The 18215-nt window shown below is 59.5% G+C and carries 12 protein-coding genes; 4 read left to right on the forward strand and 8 right to left on the reverse strand.

What is annotated here, in order from left to right; translation table 11 throughout:
- The first annotated feature begins 653 nt into the window (after positions 1-653).
- Positions 654-1901 (forward strand): efflux RND transporter periplasmic adaptor subunit, encoded by a 1248-nt coding sequence (locus tag ABOK31_RS31610; RefSeq protein WP_349961587.1) that lies wholly within the window; start codon positions 654-656, stop codon positions 1899-1901.
- A gap of 10 nt (positions 1902-1911) precedes the next feature.
- Positions 1912-5067 (forward strand): efflux RND transporter permease subunit, encoded by a 3156-nt coding sequence (locus ABOK31_RS31615; RefSeq protein WP_349961589.1) that lies wholly within the window; start codon positions 1912-1914, stop codon positions 5065-5067.
- Between the two features lie 124 nt (positions 5068-5191).
- Here ABOK31_RS31615 and ABOK31_RS31620 read toward each other — a convergent pair whose 3' ends face one another.
- The 7 genes from ABOK31_RS31620 to ABOK31_RS31650 form a co-directional block, all read right to left on the reverse strand.
- Entirely contained in the window at positions 5192-5896 is a 705-nt protein-coding gene (locus ABOK31_RS31620; RefSeq protein ID WP_349961591.1) for a hypothetical protein, read from the reverse strand.
- A 215-nt stretch (positions 5897-6111) separates the two neighbouring features.
- Positions 6112-7167: a sn-glycerol-3-phosphate ABC transporter ATP-binding protein UgpC gene (gene ugpC, locus ABOK31_RS31625; protein WP_349961593.1), complete on the reverse strand. Its 1056-nt coding sequence runs from the start codon at positions 7165-7167 to the stop codon at positions 6112-6114.
- A 21-nt stretch (positions 7168-7188) separates the two neighbouring features.
- Complete coding sequence (locus tag ABOK31_RS31630) at positions 7189-8043, reverse strand: sugar phosphate isomerase/epimerase (protein ID WP_349961595.1); 855 nt, start codon at positions 8041-8043, stop codon at positions 7189-7191.
- A gap of 31 nt (positions 8044-8074) precedes the next feature.
- Positions 8075-9313, reverse strand: coding sequence for an ROK family transcriptional regulator (locus ABOK31_RS31635; RefSeq protein ID WP_349961597.1), 1239 nt, complete (start codon positions 9311-9313; stop codon positions 8075-8077).
- 42 nt (positions 9314-9355) lie between these two features.
- Positions 9356-10198, reverse strand: coding sequence for a carbohydrate ABC transporter permease (locus ABOK31_RS31640; RefSeq protein ID WP_349961599.1), 843 nt, complete (start codon positions 10196-10198; stop codon positions 9356-9358).
- Positions 10195-11124: a sugar ABC transporter permease gene (locus ABOK31_RS31645; protein ID WP_174173750.1), complete on the reverse strand. Its 930-nt coding sequence runs from the start codon at positions 11122-11124 to the stop codon at positions 10195-10197. Before ABOK31_RS31645 ends, ABOK31_RS31640 begins: the two co-directional genes overlap by 4 nt.
- Before the next feature lie 68 nt (positions 11125-11192).
- Complete coding sequence (locus tag ABOK31_RS31650; RefSeq protein ID WP_174173749.1) at positions 11193-12491, reverse strand: extracellular solute-binding protein; 1299 nt, start codon at positions 12489-12491, stop codon at positions 11193-11195.
- 277 nt (positions 12492-12768) lie between these two features.
- Between ABOK31_RS31650 and ABOK31_RS31655 the strand changes: the two genes are divergently transcribed.
- Positions 12769-13815 carry a Gfo/Idh/MocA family oxidoreductase gene (locus ABOK31_RS31655; protein ID WP_349961603.1) on the forward strand — a complete coding sequence of 349 codons (1047 nt, stop codon included), beginning with the start codon at positions 12769-12771 and terminating at the stop codon, positions 13813-13815.
- 15 nt (positions 13816-13830) lie between these two features.
- Here ABOK31_RS31655 and ABOK31_RS31660 read toward each other — a convergent pair whose 3' ends face one another.
- A complete protein-coding gene (locus ABOK31_RS31660; RefSeq protein WP_349961604.1) occupies positions 13831-14967 on the reverse strand; it encodes an ROK family transcriptional regulator in 1137 nt (378 codons plus the stop codon).
- Positions 14968-15179: 212 nt separating this feature from the next.
- On the opposite strand from ABOK31_RS31660, the gene ABOK31_RS31665 reads away from it, so the two are divergent.
- The gene (locus ABOK31_RS31665) at positions 15180-18206 is read left to right on the forward strand and encodes a glycoside hydrolase family 38 C-terminal domain-containing protein (protein WP_349961606.1); all 3027 of its coding nucleotides are present in this window, start codon (positions 15180-15182) and stop codon (positions 18204-18206) included.
- Positions 18207-18215: the final 9 nt, after the last annotated feature.

The raw sequence follows: 18215 nt of genomic DNA on the forward strand, positions 1-18215 counted from the left end.
TTGACTAGATGATGATATGAAAAACCATATATCCTGACACACTTTGACTACATTCCGGCAAAGCTATGCGACAAACCAAGAGTAATCATACCGTCGGAGCGTACCAGATAAGGAGTAAGGCGGTGATCATCAACTTCATATCGAACCATCAGATATACAAGAAATTCAATTCAATCATAGGTAGTTATGACAGTATGCCCGCGATTCATTCATCCATTCTCTGTGATGTTGATGCAAGAATAACGGCAGAAATTGCCGATACTAACACTAACGTGATCACCCATGTGTTTGATCCAGGTACAGATTTTTGCTCAGATAGATCGGATCGTCACGAGAATATGTTCATTCAGCGAGAGCGATGAAAAACGTGAATCGCGGTCGATCCGCTGACTACACCATTATGGTCAATGGATTAAGAGCTTACGGTACAGGAGTGGCAGTCGCGAATGCAATTCGCAATCCAAGCAGAGCCTGGGCGGGAAGCTATCTGATCGCGCTAGACAAGCTGCTTTATGCCCTATCCGAGCAGACTTGACGATAACTTCTAGCCGCAGCGCGATGGTCGCGAATTTGCGCGGAGCCATGTCGCCAGGAAACAGCCCTTTCGCTCCCTCCTTCCCTTCAGATTTAGATCCGCACGCAACGAGGAATATATGAAACGACATCTAACGCGGGCCGTGGTTTCGGGATTCGTGGTCACATTGTTGGCTGGCTGCAACCAGCAACCGGCAGCACAGAATGGCGGCAGAACCGTGAAATCCGAGGTCAGTGCGATGACATTGCATCCGCAGTCGGTCGCGATCACCGCCGATTTACCCGGTCGCATCAGCGCCAATCTCGTCGCTGAGGTTCGGCCGCAGGTTGGCGGTATCATCCGCAGCCGCAATTTCAAGGAAGGCAGCGAGATCCGGAAAGGTGATGTGCTCTACGAGATCGATCCGGCCCCCTACCAGGCATCCTACGATAGCGCTGTTGCCGCTCTGCAAAGGGCGGAGGGTGCCATTCCCAATGCTCAGGCCCGGTTAGACCGCTACAAGGGTCTGAGCGCACAGAACGCCGTCAGCCAGCAAAATGCCGATGATGCACAAGCCACGCTGGTGCAGGCCCGAGCGGATGTGGCTTCCGCCAAGGCGGCACTGGAGACCGCTCGTATCAACCTTGATTATACAAAAATCCGGGCGCCGATTTCCGGGCGCGTCGATGCATCGACGGTGACGGTCGGTGCGCTTGTCACTGCCGAGCAAACGACGGCGCTGACCACCATTCGCCAGCTCGATCCGATCAATGTCGACGTGACGCAGTCGAGTACGAACCTCCTGCGATTCCGGCGTGCGGTGGAGGAGGGGCGCCTGAAGACAAGCGGAGACAATGTTTCGGTCCGTCTGACGCTTGAGGATGGCACCCAGTATAAGGAAACCGGCAATTTGGAATTTGCCGAGGCGGCCGTCGCTGAAACTGTCGGAACGCTTAATGTCCGCGCCATCTTCCCCAACTCGGAGCGTGTTCTGTTGCCGGGCATGTATGTTCGCGCGACTATTCAGGAAGGCATTGCCGAAAACAGCTTCCTGGTGCCGCAGCGTGCCGTGAGCCGCAACACGAAGGGCGAACCGATCGCATTCTTCGTCAATGCTGACGGCAAGATCCAGCAGCGTGTTCTGACCGTTCAGCGCAGCATCGGTAACAGCTGGCTCGTAGGCAATGGAGTAGGGGAGGGAGATCGCGTTGTCGTCGAGGGCATACAGCGCGTGCGTGATGGCCAGGAGGTAAACGTCGCGCTGGTGACGGTCGATGATGCCAGCGGAAATCTTGAACAGGCATCGGCGGCCGGCGCATCCCAATCCGGCCAGCAGAGCAAGGCCGACGGCACCGACAGGGGCGCTGTCACCGGTTCGACGAATTGAGGGGTAAAAGATGTCTCGCTTCTTCATTGACCGGCCCGTCTTTGCCTGGGTGATCGCCATCGTCATCATGCTGGCGGGTGCACTTTCAATCCTCACCCTGTCGGTTGCGCAATATCCCCAGATCGCGCCAACGACGGTGCGTATCACCGCCACATACGCCGGGGCTGACGCCGCAACCGTCGAAAACTCTGTGACCAAGGTCATCGAGCAGGGCATGACCGGCATCGACAATCTCGACTATATGGCCTCGACATCGACGGCGACGGGCCAGGCCTCGATTTCTCTCACCTTCACCAACAAGGCCAATCCCGATGTCGCGCAGATGCAGGTGCAGAACAAGCTGCAGCTCGTCACCGCTCAGCTGCCGCAAGTCGTTCAGAATACCGGCATCACCGTCTCGAAATCGACCAGCAGCTTCTTCCTGGTCGCGGCGTTCGTCTCGACGGATCGCAAGCTTATGCCGACCGATCTTGCCGACTATATCGACAGTACCCTCAACGATACTTTGAAGCGCGTTCCGGGCGTTGGCGATACCACGCTCTTCGGTGCGCGCTATGCCATGCGCATCTGGGTCGATCCGGACAAGCTCGTCAAATACCAGCTGATGACTTCGGATGTCGTCTCCGCCATCCAGGCGCAGAATGTTCAGGTCTCGGCGGGCCAATTGGGCGCCCTGCCGCAGCTCGGCGGCCAGCAGCTCAATGCGACTGTCACGGCTGGAAGCCGCTTCCAGACGCCGGAGGAATTCGAGAACATCATCCTCAAGAGCCAGCCTGACGGTTCCCTGGTGCGCGTCAACGATGTTGCCACGGTGCAATTGGGCGCCGACAGCTATGTCACGTCAGGTGTTTATAACGGCATGCCAGCGGCCGGCCTCGGCATCAGCCTTGCGACCGATGCAAATGCCATCGATACGGCAGCGAGGGTCGTGGCGACGATCGATAGTCTGCGCAATACGCTGCCGCCGAATGTCGAGATCGTTTATCCCTATGATACGACACCCTTCGTGAAGCTGTCGATCGAAGACGTGGTCAAGACGCTGTTCGAAGCCATCGTGCTCGTCTTCATCGTCATGTTCGTCTTCCTGCAGAACATCCGCGCCACACTGATCCCGACGCTCGCCGTCCCGGTCGTCCTGCTCGGCACCTTCGGCGTGCTGGCATTGTTCGGATACTCGATCAATACATTGACCATGTTCGGCATGGTGCTCGCCATCGGCCTGTTGGTCGACGACGCCATCGTCGTCGTCGAGAACGTCGAACGCGTGATGGAGGAAGAAGGATTGTCGCCGCGCGAGGCGACGATCAAGTCGATGCAGGAAATCACCGGCGCGCTGATCGGCATCGCCACCGTGCTGTCGGCCGTGTTCATTCCGATGGCCTTCTTCTCCGGTTCGGTCGGTGTCATCTACCGCCAGTTCTCGGTGACGATCGTTTCGGCCATGGTGCTCTCCGTCATCGTCGCTCTCATCCTGACCCCAGCCCTTTGTGCCACTATTCTGAAGAGGCCGGCGCACGGCGCAAGAGAGCGCGGCCTTTTTGGCTGGTTCAATCGCAACTTCGAACGGGGAACACGAGGTTATCAGCGAACCATCCATGGCATGATCCGCCGCGGCGCCGTCTTCCTGGTGATATTCGTTCTGATCGGCGTCGGCGTCGGTTATCTCTTCAATCGTCTTCCGAGTTCCTTCCTGCCGGAAGAGGACCAGGGGCGCCTTCTGACCAGTATTCAGCTTCCCCCTGGTGCCACGGCCGAGCGTACCCGCAAAGTGCTCGATCAGGTCATGGATTATTATCTCAACAACGAGAAGGATTATGTGGACGGCGTGTTTGGTAGCGTCGGTTTCAATTTCAGCGGTCAGGGCCAGAATGTTGCCGTTGCCTTCGTCGACCTGAAGGACTTCGATCAGCGCCGGACGCCGCAATCCTCGGCCCAGGCGATCGCCAGGCGCGCGATGGCGGCTTTTGCCAAGATCAAGGACGGGAATGTCTTCGCGCTGGCCCCGCCGGCAATCCCCGGCTTCGGCAACAACAGCGGCTTTGATTTCTTCATCAAGGACATCAACGGTTCCGGCCACACCTCATTGATCGCCGCCCGCAACCAGTTTTTGGGAGCGGCATCGGGGAGCACGAAGCTGAGCGGAACACGCCCGAACGGGCTGGACGACACGCCGCAATATTCGATCCATATCGATCAGGAAAAGGCCCGCGCCTTGAACATCGATCTGGCTGATATCAATGCAACCTTGTCGACGGCCTGGGGCGGCAGCTATGTCAACGACTTCATCGACCGCGGCCGCGTCAAGAGAGTCTATGTGCAGGCCGACCGCAAGTTCCGCATGCAGCCGGAGGATTTCGATCGTTGGTATGTGCGCAACTCCAGCGGCGACATGGTGCCGTTCTCGGCCTTCGCCTCAGGTATCTGGACCTTTGGTTCGCCGCGCCTGGAGCGCTATAATGGTGCTTCCGCCGTTGAAATTCAGGGGGCAGCGGCTCCCGGTGTTTCGTCCGGCGATGCCATGAACGAAATCGACAGGATCATGGCAACCCTGCCGCCCGGCTTCAGCCATGAGTGGACCAGCCTGTCGGCCCAGGAAAAGCTTTCCGGCAACCAGGCAAGCCAGCTCTATGCCATCTCGATCCTGGTCGTCTTCCTGGCGCTCGCCGCCCTTTATGAAAGCTGGTCGATCCCACTCGCCGTCATGCTGTCGGTACCGATCGGCATCTTCGGCGCGCTGCTGGCCGCAACCATCTTCGGCCAGTCGAACGACGTCTATTTCAAGGTCGGTCTGCTGACGACCATCGGTCTGGCGGCCAAGAACGCCATCCTGATCGTCGAATTCGCCATCGAACAGCAGAACCACGGCAAGGGTTTGATCGACGCCATGCTGGAGGCGGCCCGTCAGCGCCTGCGACCGATCCTGATGACGTCGTTCGCCTTCATCCTCGGCGTGCTGCCGCTGGCGATCGCCAATGGGGCCGGCTCCGGCAGCCAGAACTCGATCGGCATCGGCGTCATGGGTGGCATGATCTCGGCGACCGTCCTCGGCGTCTTCTTCATCCCGCTGCTCTTCGTTTCCGTCCGCCGTATCTTCAAGGGCAAGAGAGCGATCGATGCGACGGGACAAGAACCGAATGTTGCAGCCGCAACGCCGGATACGCGGTGAATGAGCATGCAAACAGGCCCAGCGATAAGCTGGGCCTGTGCAGCACGACGAACGCCTCACGAGAGCGGCCTGTGTCAGGAATACGGAAGGCCGGCAAGGCCTTCGGCTCAATCGGCTTCGGTGGCTATTTTGCTTCGAGAGCGCAAAGCACCCCGCACTCGCCATGTTCGAAGGTCGATTTGAACATGAGCGCTTTCGCGCGTTCTGGTCCGGTCAGAGCTGGCAAGATTGCCTCGGTTTGGGCGACCAGAGCCGCCCTGTCGGCGCGAGGGGTTGAAGCGGCCATGACCGAGGCGTTGTCTGCAAGCGCGCTCAACAGGATGCCTCGGTTGGCAGGGTTCAGACCCGGCGAGCGTACCATCAACGTCACGCTCGTCATCATCTCATTTATACCGAGGCGTACTTGCTGCAATCCTGCCCGGCGTGGCGCGGTCATTTCGGCGGCGGGAAGCGTGCTGACAAAGTCAGACATCGCCTCGAGCTCGGCTGCTTGAACCTTTAACAGATAGGCCGCGGCCCGCGAGACTTCGTCCTGATACTTCGAGGTATTGGCGGCTGTATCGGGCAGGGTTCCGGGCTGAGGTGCAAACAGCAGATAGGTCTTGTAAAGTGCGCTGGCGCGATCGCCGATCGTCAGAAGCGCCGGGACGTCGGACGATGTGTAGGGTGGGCTACCCAGTGTCGCCGTCACGTTCCAAAAACGTTCGAGGACCTTGGCGTGATCTGATATCGACCAGCGCGGCAGATCACCGTGCGCGCGGGTCTGGCGCGCGAGCGCATCAAGCTCTTGATATGAGGCCGCCGCTTCAGCCTGGTTTGACGGCGACATGCTTGCAGAGCCCGGCGTTGATAAAAGGCCACACCAGATTGCGACGAGAAGTGTTGGGAAGGCGTATCTCAAAAAATCACCCTGACGGTCTCGATAATATTGGTCACCTCGATATATGTTCGTATAAGTAGTGCGATCGTGATCCGCGACAACCGACGCCGGTCATGTGTTTGATGCCTTGTAAGCCGTTGTAACAAGCCATCCCGCCACGGCGGCTACCGAGTGTTCCCATCACCTATGCGCTGTCCGCTTTCGTCGAAGAGATGGACGGCGTTATGAGCCGGGGCGATGCGCAGGATATCGCCAGGCGCCGCCCTGATCCGCTCGCGGAAAACGCAAGTGATCGTCTGTGCGCCGAGGCGGGCGATGACCATCGTTTCGGATCCCGTCGGTTCGACGACGATGGTTTCCACTTCGATGCCGTCGGCAACCAGCTTGATGTCCTCGGGGCGAATGCCATAGGTGACGGCCGTTGGTGAGTTTTGTTCGCTCGGCAGCAAGAGCCCGTCGGTCGTGCGGAAGCCCTCGTTCGTCATGCTGCCCTTGATGAAATTCATCGCTGGAGAGCCGATGAAGCCCGCAACGAAGAGATTGGCCGGCCGGTCGTAGAGATCGAGCGGCGACCCCGACTGTTCAATCAGGCCGTCCTTCATGACGACGATCTTGTCGGCCATCGTCATCGCCTCGATCTGATCGTGCGTGACGTAGATCGTGGTGGTCTTCAGCCGCTGGTGCATTTCCTTGATCTCGGATCGCATCTGGACGCGGAGTTTGGCATCGAGATTTGACAAAGGCTCATCGAAAAGGAAGACGGCGGGATCGCGCACGATCGCGCGGCCCATGGCAACACGCTGCCTTTGCCCGCCCGACAATTGCTTCGGATATCGCTCGAGAAGAGTTTCGAGGCCGAGGATTTTGGCGGCATTGCCGACCCGCTGGTCGATTTCCGACTTTGGCATCCGCTTCAACCGCAAAGAGAAGCCCATGTTCTTGGCGACCGTCATATGCGGATAGAGGGCATAATTCTGGAAGACCATCGCAATGTCGCGGTCCTTTGGCGCGAGATCGTTGACGATATGCTTGCCGATCTGGATATCGCCTGACGTGATCCCCTCAAGGCCGGCGATCATTCTGAGCAGGGTGGATTTTCCGCAGCCCGAAGGGCCGACGAGCACGACGAACTCGCCGTCGCGAATATCGACAGACACGCCTTTGATGGCTTTGAACGCGCCATAATCCTTGCGTGCGTCATGCACTCTAACATGGGCCATTTCCGTCCTCCCCAATTGCTGCTAAAGCGCGTTCAAGACGCTTCTGAGGTAATCGAGACCAAGGCGCTCGCCTTCTTGCCGTTGGGCAAGATCCTTGCCCGGCCAACCGAAAGCGGCATCCTCATGCTCGATCGAAAGCGTGCCGTCAAAGCCGTCCGTGCGCGCCTGACGCAGGAAGCGCGGCCAATCGAAAAGGCCATGGCCCGGCAGCTTGTACTGCCACCACCCCTTGCCGTGATAGCCGACGGCCTGCTGAACGGCTGCATCGATCGCCGTATCCTTGGCATGAAGGATGGCAATGCGATCCTTGACCGCTTCCATGGCGACATAAGGATCGACGCCGATGCGGATGAGATGGGAAGGGTCGAATTCAAGGCCGAAACGTCTGTCGGGAATTCGCTTGAAGAGCTCCTGCCAGCCCTTCGGCGTGGTCCCGATGAAATTGTCTTTTGGGCCGGGCCAGTTCTCGATCGCGAAGATAAGCCTGCTCGAGGTCGCCCGGGCGATCAGCCGGTTGGCGAAGTCGGCGAAATCATCATAGTTGGTATCCTCGTCGGCACTGTCGTCGCGGCCGGGAAAGATTATGAAGATCGGCACGCCAGCTTCGCCGATTGCTTCGGCGAATTCCTCGGTGATGGCCCGAAGCTCGCCGCGTTTGGCGCGATCGGCATCGAGCTGATTGCCGAAAAAGGCAATCGAGGAGACGAAGAGGTTGCGATCGCGAGCAAGGGCGACTGCTGCCTGCACCTTGTCCGGTGTCTTGATATGGCCGCGGACATCGATTTCGATCGCATCGAAGCCGGCGGAGGCGGCGAAATCCACCACCTCCTCGAATGGCCTGTCATTGAACGTCGAGGTATAAAAACCGATCCTCATCAAAATCCTCCCTGCGGCCGTGACAGCCGGCTCAGTTGTTCAGGCGGTCCATGAATTTGAGTGGTGAACGCGTGCGCTGGACCTCGTCGGCCGAGGCGAGCATGAGCGCCGCCGCCATCGGCATGGCCGCGGCACCGATCGCGCAGGCGTCCTCGCCAAGCGAGGCACGATGGATCGATGGTAGCGCCGTATCCTCCATATCGAGATGCTCGTGGACATAGCGCAGCAGCTCATCGATCATGCGGATGGGCAAACGGCCGCCAAGGATGATGGCATCGGGATCGACGATCATGCCGATGTGCTTGACCGCGACGGCGAGATGCGCGCTCATCCCCTTCAGCCATTGCGAGACCAGCTTCCTGCCACGAGCATCCAGCGTGAGGAGGTCCGAGGGCACGCTCGTCTTGATCCCATGCTCTCCGAGAAACCTGTAGAGAAAGAAGAGCGAGAATATTTCGCCGAGAAGCTCGACCTTCTGGGTCCCTTTGTCCTGAGGATCGGCGATCGGCAGCCAGCCAATCTCGCCGCTCAAGCCCATGGCACCGCGATGACCATTGCCGTCGAGCACGAGCCCGCCTCCAGGGCAGGCATTGATCGAGATATAGAAGAAGCTGCGGCTTTCGGCGCCAAGCCCGAAATCGAGTTCCGCGAGCGCTGCCGCATTGGTTTCGTTTTCGATGAAGACAGGGTGCTGCGTCAGGTTCTCCAACGCGGCCCGCACGTCGAATTCCATCCATTCCCAATAGTCGTCAGGCTTGCCCATGAAGGCGATCTCGCCGAGCCAGTCCGGCATGGCAAGACCGATGCCGGCGAGATGCGCGTCGTCGATCAGACGGCTTCGCTGGAAGTGCGATATCGCATCGGCCGTCAGCTGCATGAATTCGCCCGGCAGGATGTAGCGCTTTTCGTGGTGGACGCGGGCGCGCACGTTGCCGACGGCATCGACGGCGAGGATGGTCAGATGATCGCGATCGATATTGATGCCAACAGCAAAGAAGGCGTCGGGGTTGATCTCGAGCTCGATCGCCGGCTGTCCCCTCAGGCCATGGCGCCGGCGCGCTTCAATGATCAGGCCTTCGTCGAGCAGGCGATCGACGATGCGGGCGATCGCCGGCTTGGTAAAGCCTGTCTGCCGTGCAATCTCGGCCCGCGAAATCGGCGCCTGGCGATGGATGCAGCGCAGAACGATGGCTCGATTGTGCTCGCCCGCATCCTCGACATTGGCTCCCGTCAGGTCGGGAGACAGTTTGACGCCGGTCGTTTGGTTCATCGTCGAAATCCCTTAATCAGCCACGGGCGCGTAAATCCGGCCTCATCCCTTTACCGAGCCGCTGGTCATGGAACCAAGGATCAGTCGCTGCAGCGACAGGAACGCCACGATCGCCGGTACGACGGAGATGAGGCAGGCAGCGGCCAGCAGCTGGATGGACGAGTCGGTTTGCATGCCACGGAAGTTAAAGATCCCGACGCCGATCGGCATCAAATTGTTTTGCGTGAGCAGCAGAAAAGGCACGAGGAACTGTGACCAGCCGGCAATGACCGTGATGATGAATACGGAGGCGATGCCCGGTGCCGACAGCGGCAAGACGATCCGCCAGAAGACCGAAAAGCGGTTGCATCCGTCGATCATCGCGGCTTCGTCGAGGCTACGCGGAATGCCGTCCACCGTGCTCTTCAAGAGCCATGTCGCAAGCGGCACGCCGAGTGCGATATAGACCATCGTCACGGCGAAATGCGTATCGAGCAGGCCAAGGCGGTTCATGTAGCGATAGAGCGGCACCATGATGACCAGCGGCGAGATCATCTGAAAGAGCAGAAGTCCCATCATCGACAGACCCTTGCCGCGGAACTGGAAGCGCGAAAAGGCGTAGGCAGCTGGCATGGCGACGATCAAAACACCGAAGCCACTGAGAGCCGCAAGCTTCAGACCGTTCCAGAGATAGAGCGGAAAGTAGCTGTTGTTGAGCACGGTGATGAAATTGTCGATGGTCGGATTGTGCGGGATATAGCGCGCCACGCCGCGATAAATCTCGCGTTTGTCGCGCAGCGCCATCGATAGCAGGTAGGTGAGCGGACCGGCGAAGAAAACGAACATCGCCAGCATCAAGAGATAGCTCAGGAAGTCGCCGAAGCGTGTGCCGGTGCGCCTGCTCATTGCTCGTCCTCCTTCGGCAGGAATGACGCATAGACGACGGCCAGTCCGAGGCTGATGATCAGCATCAGCACGGAAAGCACACTTCCGCCGGACAGATCGTAATTGCGGAAGACGATGTTGAAGACATAGAGCGATATGACCTCGGTCGCGCGCCCAGGCCCGCCGCCCGTCAGCGTGATGATCGCGTCGAAGGTGTTCAGCGTCATGATGGTGATGAGGATCATGTTGACGAGGATTGCGGCGCGCAGTTGCGGGATGGTGATGAAGAAGAACTGTTGCGAGCCTGTCGCGCCATCGACCTCGGCTGCTTCATAGAGCGAAGGGTCGATAGATTTCAGCGCGGCATACATGACGACCATCGAGAAGGCCGTTCCGCGCCAGATGTTCGAAATGAGAGCCGACCAAGGAGCGATGGCGGGATCGGAGAGCCATGCGACCGTCGGCAGGTGCATGAGCCGCAAAATGCTGTTCAGTGCGCCATAGGGCGCCTCCGAAAACAGCATCTGCCAGATGATGCCGCCGGCAATGCCGGGCACGACCCAGGCGATGAGCGCCGTGGTTCTCAGGATCGTCGTGCCGAACAGGCCGCGCTTTTCGCCGCGAACGACGACCACCGCGACGGCAAGGCCAAGGATCTGCTGGCCGATGACGCTTCCGCCGACGAAGACGAGGGTTGCCCAGAGGATATCGGGAAGCTGCGGCGAACTCAGCATGTTCGCAATCGAGGCGAGCGTGTAATCCTGATTGTCGCCGATCAGCGTCGCGTTGGTGAAAGACAGACGGAAGACGTCGATCACCGGATAGAGATAGAAAATGCCGATGACGATGATCACAGGCATGATCCAGGGCAGCGGCGCCCCGGCGAAACGGCGCATGAACGATCTGCTGTGCGGCCGGCTGGCAGCCTCGATGGCGATTGGGGTCATTGGGCTTCTCTGTCCGGGTTTGACACTGTCGGCGGCGCCCGCAAGGGGCGCTGCCGCGATCACAATCGTTAGAGACGCTTGTAAGCCTCCATCGTTGCCTTGAATGCCGCGTTCAAGGCCTCTTCCGGCTGCTTGGTTCCCGACAGGACGTCGCCCATCATGATCTGGATCTGGTTGGAGATTTCCGGATAGATCGGTGCGCCGGGACGGGCCTGGCCGTTGGCGAGAGCCTCGGCAAAGGTCTTGTTGGCTTCGGTCGCGAAGACCTCATACTTGTCGAAGAGCGACTTGCGCGTCGGCAATTGCTGCTGAAGCGCATTGCCCGGCCCCATATAGATGTCGCGGGCAAGGTTGGCGCACATCTCGACCTTGTCTTTGTCCTTGCTGAAGGAGGCGATCGTCCAGCCGCCGGTTCCGGTCGAGCGCTGATCGGCCGTCGGGCCGGGGATCGGCGAGAAGGTCCAGTTGGCGAATTCGTCCGGGTCCAGCGTCGCCTTCAATTGGGCGAGCTGCCAGTTGCCGCCGATGAAGAGCGCCGTGGTTCCGGCGGCCGCGGCTGCATTCAGGTCGTCATAGTTGCCGATCGTGGTCACGCGCTTGGGTGCGGCGCCGGAATCGACGAGATCCTTGTAATAGGTCAGTGCCTTGAGGAACTTCTCCTTGTTTTCGCCCTCGCCGAAGACAGGCTTGCCGGTATCGTCGACGAGCTTGCCGCCGAGCGCCCAGTAGTTCGCAAGCCAGTCGAAAGTCGAACCCTCATAGCGACCGGCATTGAAGAGAATGCCCTCCATGCCTTCCTTGACGGAGGCGACACCGGCCTTCTTCAGATCATCCCAGGTCTGCGGTGCATCGGGAACGATGGACTTGTTGCGGTAGAGCACGCGAAGGTCGGTATCCCACCACCAGGCACGGATCGTCTGGTCCTTATCGGTGATACCGTTGCGGATGAAGGGGAAGAGGTCGGCTATCTCGTCTTTCGAGAAATAGGGTGTGAAGTCGGCAAGCACATGGTTGACCATGAACTGCGACAGGACGAAGGAGTCGACGGCGGCGCAATCCGGAGCATTGCCGGCCTTCGCCTGTTCAAGCATTTTTGCCTGTTCGGTACCGATGTCAGCAGACATGAACTGCATCTGCAGCTTCCAGTCTGGATGTTTCTTGATGAAGTCGACGAAGAGCTTCTGATAGCCCTGTGCGATCGCCGGATCGGCATTGTTCTGACTATCGTTCGTGAGTCGGACAGTGAGTGTTTTCGGTGCGTCGGCAAGGCCGATCCTGTCCTTTGTCGCCAGTTCTTGGGCAAATGCGGCAGGCACTGAAAACAACATCGTGCTCAGCGCTAGCGCGCTGACGAACGCTCTCTTCATGTTGGGTCTCCTCCCCATTTTAAACGGATACAGCATGGTGGCCAGTTGACCTCTCCTCATTTCCATGCTGCATTAATTAGATTAAGTTACTTTGGTTTGATGTCAAGCCGCAGCTTGGGAGGATTAAGATGCTGGCGACATTCAACAGCAGCTAGCGGCCCCAAGCCGTATTTCCCGATCGCATAATAGTCGAGCCATTGCGGGTATCCGCGATGGGTGGCTGGGTTTTGCCCTGGCCGGCGGACGCTGGCCGAACTGGACATCTACGGAGGATCAGATGCGCCTACTCATTCTCGGCACTGGCGGAATGGCCAATAAGCATGCGGCAAGTTTCAAGGAGATCGAGGGTGTCAGCGTCGTGGGCGGCGTTGACGTTGTGCCCGAGCGATTGGCCGCCTTTTGCTCGGAGCATGGCATTCCCAATCATTTCGGCTCGCTCGAAGAAGCGCTTGCCTGGGGCGAGTTCGATGCCGTCGCCAATGTGACGCCCGACGCTGTTCACCATTCGACGACGCTGCAGGCGGTTGCGGCCGGCAAGCACGTCTTCTGTGAAAAGCCGCTCGCGACCGATGCGATCAAGGCGATGGAAATGACCGAGGCCATCGAGAAAGCGGGCAAGGTCGGCATGGTGAATTTCACCTATCGCAATTCGCCTGCCTTGCAGAAGGGTCGGCAGATGGTGCTTGCCGGCGAGATCGGCAAGGTGAGGCATGTCGAAGCGTCCCATCTGCAGAGCTGGCTGGTTGGCAGGCATTGGGGGGACTGGAAATCAGAGAGCAAATGGTTGTGGCGCCTGAGCAAGAAGCATGGTTCGAACGGCGCGCTCGGCGATATCGGCATCCATATCGTCGACTTTGCCTCCTATGGCTCCGGGCTCGACGTTGCCCATGTCTTTGCGCGGCTAAAGACTTTCGACAAGGCGCCGGGTGACAAGATCGGCGACTATGATCTCGATGCGAATGACAGCTTCACGATGAACGTCGACTTCACGACGGGAGCGATCGGCACGATCCAGGCGACACGCACCGCCGCGGGGCAGATGGATCAGCTGCGCTTGAGGGTCTATGGCGCGACGGGTTCGATCGAGATGATCTACGACACGGGAAAGTCGACGCTCCGCGCCTGCCTCGGCGAAGATGTCCACACGGCAACGTGGCGCGATATTCCCTTCGATGATGTGGAGACGAACTACCAGCGGTTCGTCCAGGCCGTCAGGGCGGGTAAGACGCAGGAGCCCTCGTTCCGCCGCGCGGCAAACATACAGAAAGTCCTGGACAAGGCACTCGCCTCGGACATCAGTCATAAAGACGAGGCACTTGCCTGAATCCGTCGGCAAGATTCAGCCGGAAATCGGCGGCAGCAGGGTATTGAGGAAAGGCAGGAGTGCCGCCCCCAGCGCCACGCCGCCGCCGCTGAAGCTTGCGGGCTTCATCGGTGAAATCCAGGGCGTCAGGAAGGGCCGCTTCGACGTGTCGCGGCGCTCGACGGAGAGCTGATGGATCAGCGCTTCAATGACGCCGCGCGGCAGGTCGCCGCCGATCATGATCACGCTCGGTGCGATGAAGCCGGCAATCGCGATGATAGGGTCGAGCAGGTGGCTTGCCGCCTCGCGTATCCACTGCGTCAGCAGCGGAGAAGCCGGCTCTTCGCCCTCAAGAAGGCGGTTGAATTCGTCATCGCTCACCAATCTGCGCAGCGCACCGAAGCCGACGACCGTGTTCAAACGGATATTGTCGGGGCCGGTGCGCATGTCGCCGATATTGCCCGCGCGTCCATGAACGCCCGAATAGGGAATGCCGCGAACGAGGAAACCGGCCTGGACATCCTCGTCGATAATAATCATCGCGAGGCCACCTCTCGGCGCCGATGTGCCGATCGTGCGCTCGGCGAGCAGGCTTGCCGTGCACTCGTTTTCGATATAGCTGCGCGGGAGTCTCGATGCGGCATCCAGCTGGTCGCTTTCTTCCGGGCTCCAGTCATTCGAGCCTATTCCCAAGCCGATGATCGGCAGGTCAGCGTGACGACTGATCATACCTTCGATGGTCGGTAGGATCGATGCGACCCTCGTTGTCCGGATGAGGGGAAAATAAACGCGGTCGTGAACCTGGCCGCTGAGATCGACGAGAACGGCTTCGCCGCGGCTTTGGCGGACCCTGACGCCGATCGAGAAGGCTCCTTCGGGCCGCAAGGCAAATTCCGTCGATGTCGCGCCGCCGCCCGCGCCGTTGCGCCGGTGCGATGTCACCAGACCCTCATCGCCAAGGCGGCGCAGAATGTTGGTGATACCCGGTCCGGTCAATCCGGAATGCTTGCCGAGCTCCATACGGGTCAACGGCCCGTGGCGTCGAATTGCCTCCAATATGACGCGGATATTTCTATCGGCGATTTCTCCCGACCGCAGACCAAGTGTCTTACCCCGCGTAACGTCCGTCTCCTCCGGCTGATGCCGCCGTGGCCCAGATCGAAGATACCGCATAGCCGATTTCCTTGCGTATCTTGACGCTTGTGTATCACGGACAAAACTCTCGCAACTTATTTCTTGTGTGCTTGACGCCAAAACAAAGTTACTTAATCTAAGTCGGGCTATGCGATCCGCTTGGAGGAGATGGGGCGCAGGGCCTGCGACCTATTTGCGCTGATATGTTCTCTCCTCCGCCGTCAGTTGCCGATTTTCCGATAGGACCCGCCATGTCTCTCACTATTGCCCAACGCCTTGATCGCCTGAAAGTCCGCACTGCAGAGCTTGCGCATTGGCGCGACAGGTACAGCCTCGCGATCGACGGTTGGACGTTTGATGGGGAGCCTATTGCGCATCATCAGGATTGGCCACACCGCAAGGGAACGGTTCACTTCGCTGCCAAGGCAACGGCGCCGCGGGACTGGCCACTCGAGCAGATCCGCCTGCAGCTTGATCTTGGCGGCGAGAGCCTGCTGACACTGCGTTATCCTGATGGCCAAACGGAGACGTTCGGCCTCGACCCCTATCATCAGGAGTTTCCGCTCAAGGGTCGGGACTTCCAGATCACGACCGAAAGCGTGGCGCGCTTTCCGTTCGGGGAGCCGAACAGGGCGCCGAAACTGAACAAGGCGCGATTGATCTGGCTGGACGAACCGGTCCACCGGCTGCATCTCCTGCTGCAGCAGATCTGCGAGGCGGGGGATATCCTCGACGGCCATGAAGCTGTGCCGCATCTGATCGATGCCGCCGAACAGGCGCTGCGCAGCATCGACTGGCCCTCGGACACGTCAGCCTATATTTCGCGCACGGCCGCCGCGGCGATGCAGCAGAAGATCTGGGAGCTGCCGGAACTCGAAGGAAACCCCGCCGGTCTTACCGAAACACAGAGCGCTTCGGCCGCCGCTGCTTACGATCACCTGCTTGCACAGCTGAAAGAGCTTCAGAAGCGCTTTCCGCAAAATGGCGAATTGCTGCTGACCGGCCATGCTCATATCGATCTGGCGTGGCTTTGGCCCTATGGCGAGACCCGTCGCAAGATGCGCCGCACCTTCAATACAGCCCTTTCGCTGATGGAACGCTCCGACGACTTCCGCTTCAATCAATCGACCGCCCACTACTATGCGCAGATGGAAGAGGATGATCCGGAACTGCTTGAGCGGATCAAGAAGAAGGTGGCCGAAGGCAAGTGGGAAACCGTCGGTGGCATGTGGGTCGAGCCCGATACGAATATGCCGACAGGCGAGAGCCTCGTGCGTCAGGTCCTTTACGGCCAGCGCTATTTCGAAAAGCATTTCGGCCTGCGCCATAGCGTCTGCTGGCTGCCTGACTGCTTCGGCTTTTCAGGCGCGCTACCACAGATCCTGCGGCTTGGGGGCATCGACAGCTTCTTCACCATCAAGGTGAACTGGAGCGAGACCAATCACATTCCATCCGACCTCTTCTGGTGGAAGGGGCTCGATGGCAGCAAAGTTCTGACCCATACGTTCGACAATCCCATGCAAGGCTATAATGGTTTCGTGCAGCCGGATTGCTTCGTACCGACATGGAAGAATTTCCGGGGCAAGACGGAGCATGACACCTCGCTGCTGGCCGTCGGCTATGGCGATGGCGGCGGCGGCGTCACGCCGGAAATGGTCGAGCGCGAAGTGCAGCTGCGGGACTTTCCTGCGATCCCGAAGGCACGCTGGGGCACGGTAAAGAGCTATTATGAAGGGGCTCATCGCGCTGCGGCGCAAAAGGAGCTGCCGGTCTGGGATGGCGAAATCTACCTTGAACTGCACCGCGCGACGCTGACGTCGCAAAGCGGGGTCAAGCGCAAGCACCGCCAGGCCGAACGCGCCCTGATAACGGCGGAGACGCTGGCCTCGCTTGCCCATATGCTCGGTGCTGCCAAACCTCAAAGCCTCGAGGCGGATTGGCGTGTCGTTCTGAAGAACGAGTTTCACGATATCCTGCCAGGCTCCAGTATTCGGGAGGTCTATGTCGATGCCGAGCGGGAACTCGATGGGGTGATCGACAATGCCAAGGTGGAGCAGGCAAACGCTCTGAAGGCGCTGTCGGCCCATCTTCCGGCGGGCGCCATTACGGATGCGCTTGTTGTCGTCAACCCGTCGCTTTCGCCGCGCCCGCTCACCGCAAGCCTATCGGATGGAACGGTCCTGGCTTCGGCCGATTCCGTCGCGCCTCTTTCCGTCGCGGTTTTCGATCGCAAAGCGCTGAAGCCCGCCGGTGGGCTCAAGGCCGATACCCATCATCTCGAGAACGAGCATCTGTCCGTTACCATCGGCAAGGATGGCGCCGTATCGAGCCTTGTTCACAAGGCGACGGGACGAGAAGCGGTTGAAGGAAGTGCCAACCAGCTCTGGGTCTATCCAGTCGACAAGCCGCGCAACTGGGATGCCTGGGACGTCGACGCCGACTATGCCGAGAAAGGCATCCGGCTCGATAAGCCGGAGAGCATCACTCTGGTCGAGGAGGGACCGCATCGCGCCGCGATCCGCGTCATCAATCGATACCGCAACTCGAGTGTCACCCAGCTTTATGTTCTGACGGCCAATGCCCGCAGGCTCGATATCGAGACGACGATCGATTGGCACGACCGGCGCACCCTGCTTCGGACCCTGAACCCGGTTGCCGTGCGGTCGCGCACCGCGACTTTCGAATGCGCTTTCGGCATTGTCGAGCGGCAAACCCACACCAATACGTCCTGGGAGCAGGCGATGTTCGAGGCGGCTGCACATCGCTTCGTCGATCTGAGCGAGCCCGGCTTCGGCGTCGCCCTGCTCAACAACGCCAAATACGGCCACAGCGCCCGCGGCAATATCATCGGCATGAGCCTTGTTCGGTCGCCGATCTATCCCGATCCGCTCGCCGACGAAGGCCAGCAGAGCTTCACATATGCGCTAATGCCGCATGAAGGCGCCTGGTATGAAGGCGGCGTTCTGCCGGAGGCGATCGATCTCAATCAGCCGCTGGTCAGCATAGAGGCAAGCGGTCTTGCGACCGGCACCTTGTCACCGCTTGGCATCGAAGGCATACCGGTCGCCTTCTCGGGCCTGAAGCCGGCAGAGGAAGGAGAGGGCCTTATTCTGCGACTTTACGAGCCGGCCGGCCGGCGTGGTCGTCTGTCGCTGATCTTGCCGTCGGGATGGCAGGCATCGGGGCCGCTGAACATCCTCGAAGAACCGATCGAGCGCAGCGGATCCGCCGACATCATGCCGTTCGAAATCCGGACCTGGAAGTTGCAGCGGGCCTGACGGCAAAGC

It is taken from the genome of Rhizobium sp. ZPR4, from assembly GCF_040215725.1.
Taxonomy (GTDB): Bacteria; Pseudomonadota; Alphaproteobacteria; order Rhizobiales; family Rhizobiaceae; genus Rhizobium; species Rhizobium rhizogenes_D.

Excerpts from the sequence above, each read along its gene's own strand:
- ABOK31_RS31620 (WP_349961591.1), bottom strand. The coding sequence starts at position 5,896 with ATGTCGCCGTCAAACCAGGCTGAAGCGGCGGCCTCATATCAAGAGCTT.
- ABOK31_RS31640 (WP_349961599.1), bottom strand. The coding sequence starts at position 10,198 with ATGAGCAGGCGCACCGGCACACGCTTCGGCGACTTCCTGAGCTATCTC.
- ABOK31_RS31635 (WP_349961597.1), bottom strand. The coding sequence starts at position 9,313 with ATGAACCAAACGACCGGCGTCAAACTGTCTCCCGACCTGACGGGAGCC.
- ABOK31_RS31610 (WP_349961587.1), top strand. The coding sequence starts at position 654 with ATGAAACGACATCTAACGCGGGCCGTGGTTTCGGGATTCGTGGTCACA.
- ABOK31_RS31660 (WP_349961604.1), bottom strand. The coding sequence starts at position 14,967 with ATGCGGTATCTTCGATCTGGGCCACGGCGGCATCAGCCGGAGGAGACG.
- ABOK31_RS31615 (WP_349961589.1), top strand. The coding sequence starts at position 1,912 with ATGTCTCGCTTCTTCATTGACCGGCCCGTCTTTGCCTGGGTGATCGCC.
- ABOK31_RS31655 (WP_349961603.1), top strand. The coding sequence starts at position 12,769 with ATGCGCCTACTCATTCTCGGCACTGGCGGAATGGCCAATAAGCATGCG.
- ABOK31_RS31630 (WP_349961595.1), bottom strand. The coding sequence starts at position 8,043 with ATGAGGATCGGTTTTTATACCTCGACGTTCAATGACAGGCCATTCGAG.
- ABOK31_RS31650 (WP_174173749.1), bottom strand. The coding sequence starts at position 12,491 with ATGAAGAGAGCGTTCGTCAGCGCGCTAGCGCTGAGCACGATGTTGTTT.
- ABOK31_RS31665 (WP_349961606.1), top strand. The coding sequence starts at position 15,180 with ATGTCTCTCACTATTGCCCAACGCCTTGATCGCCTGAAAGTCCGCACT.
- ABOK31_RS31645 (WP_174173750.1), bottom strand. The coding sequence starts at position 11,124 with ATGACCCCAATCGCCATCGAGGCTGCCAGCCGGCCGCACAGCAGATCG.
- ugpC (WP_349961593.1), bottom strand. The coding sequence starts at position 7,167 with ATGGCCCATGTTAGAGTGCATGACGCACGCAAGGATTATGGCGCGTTC.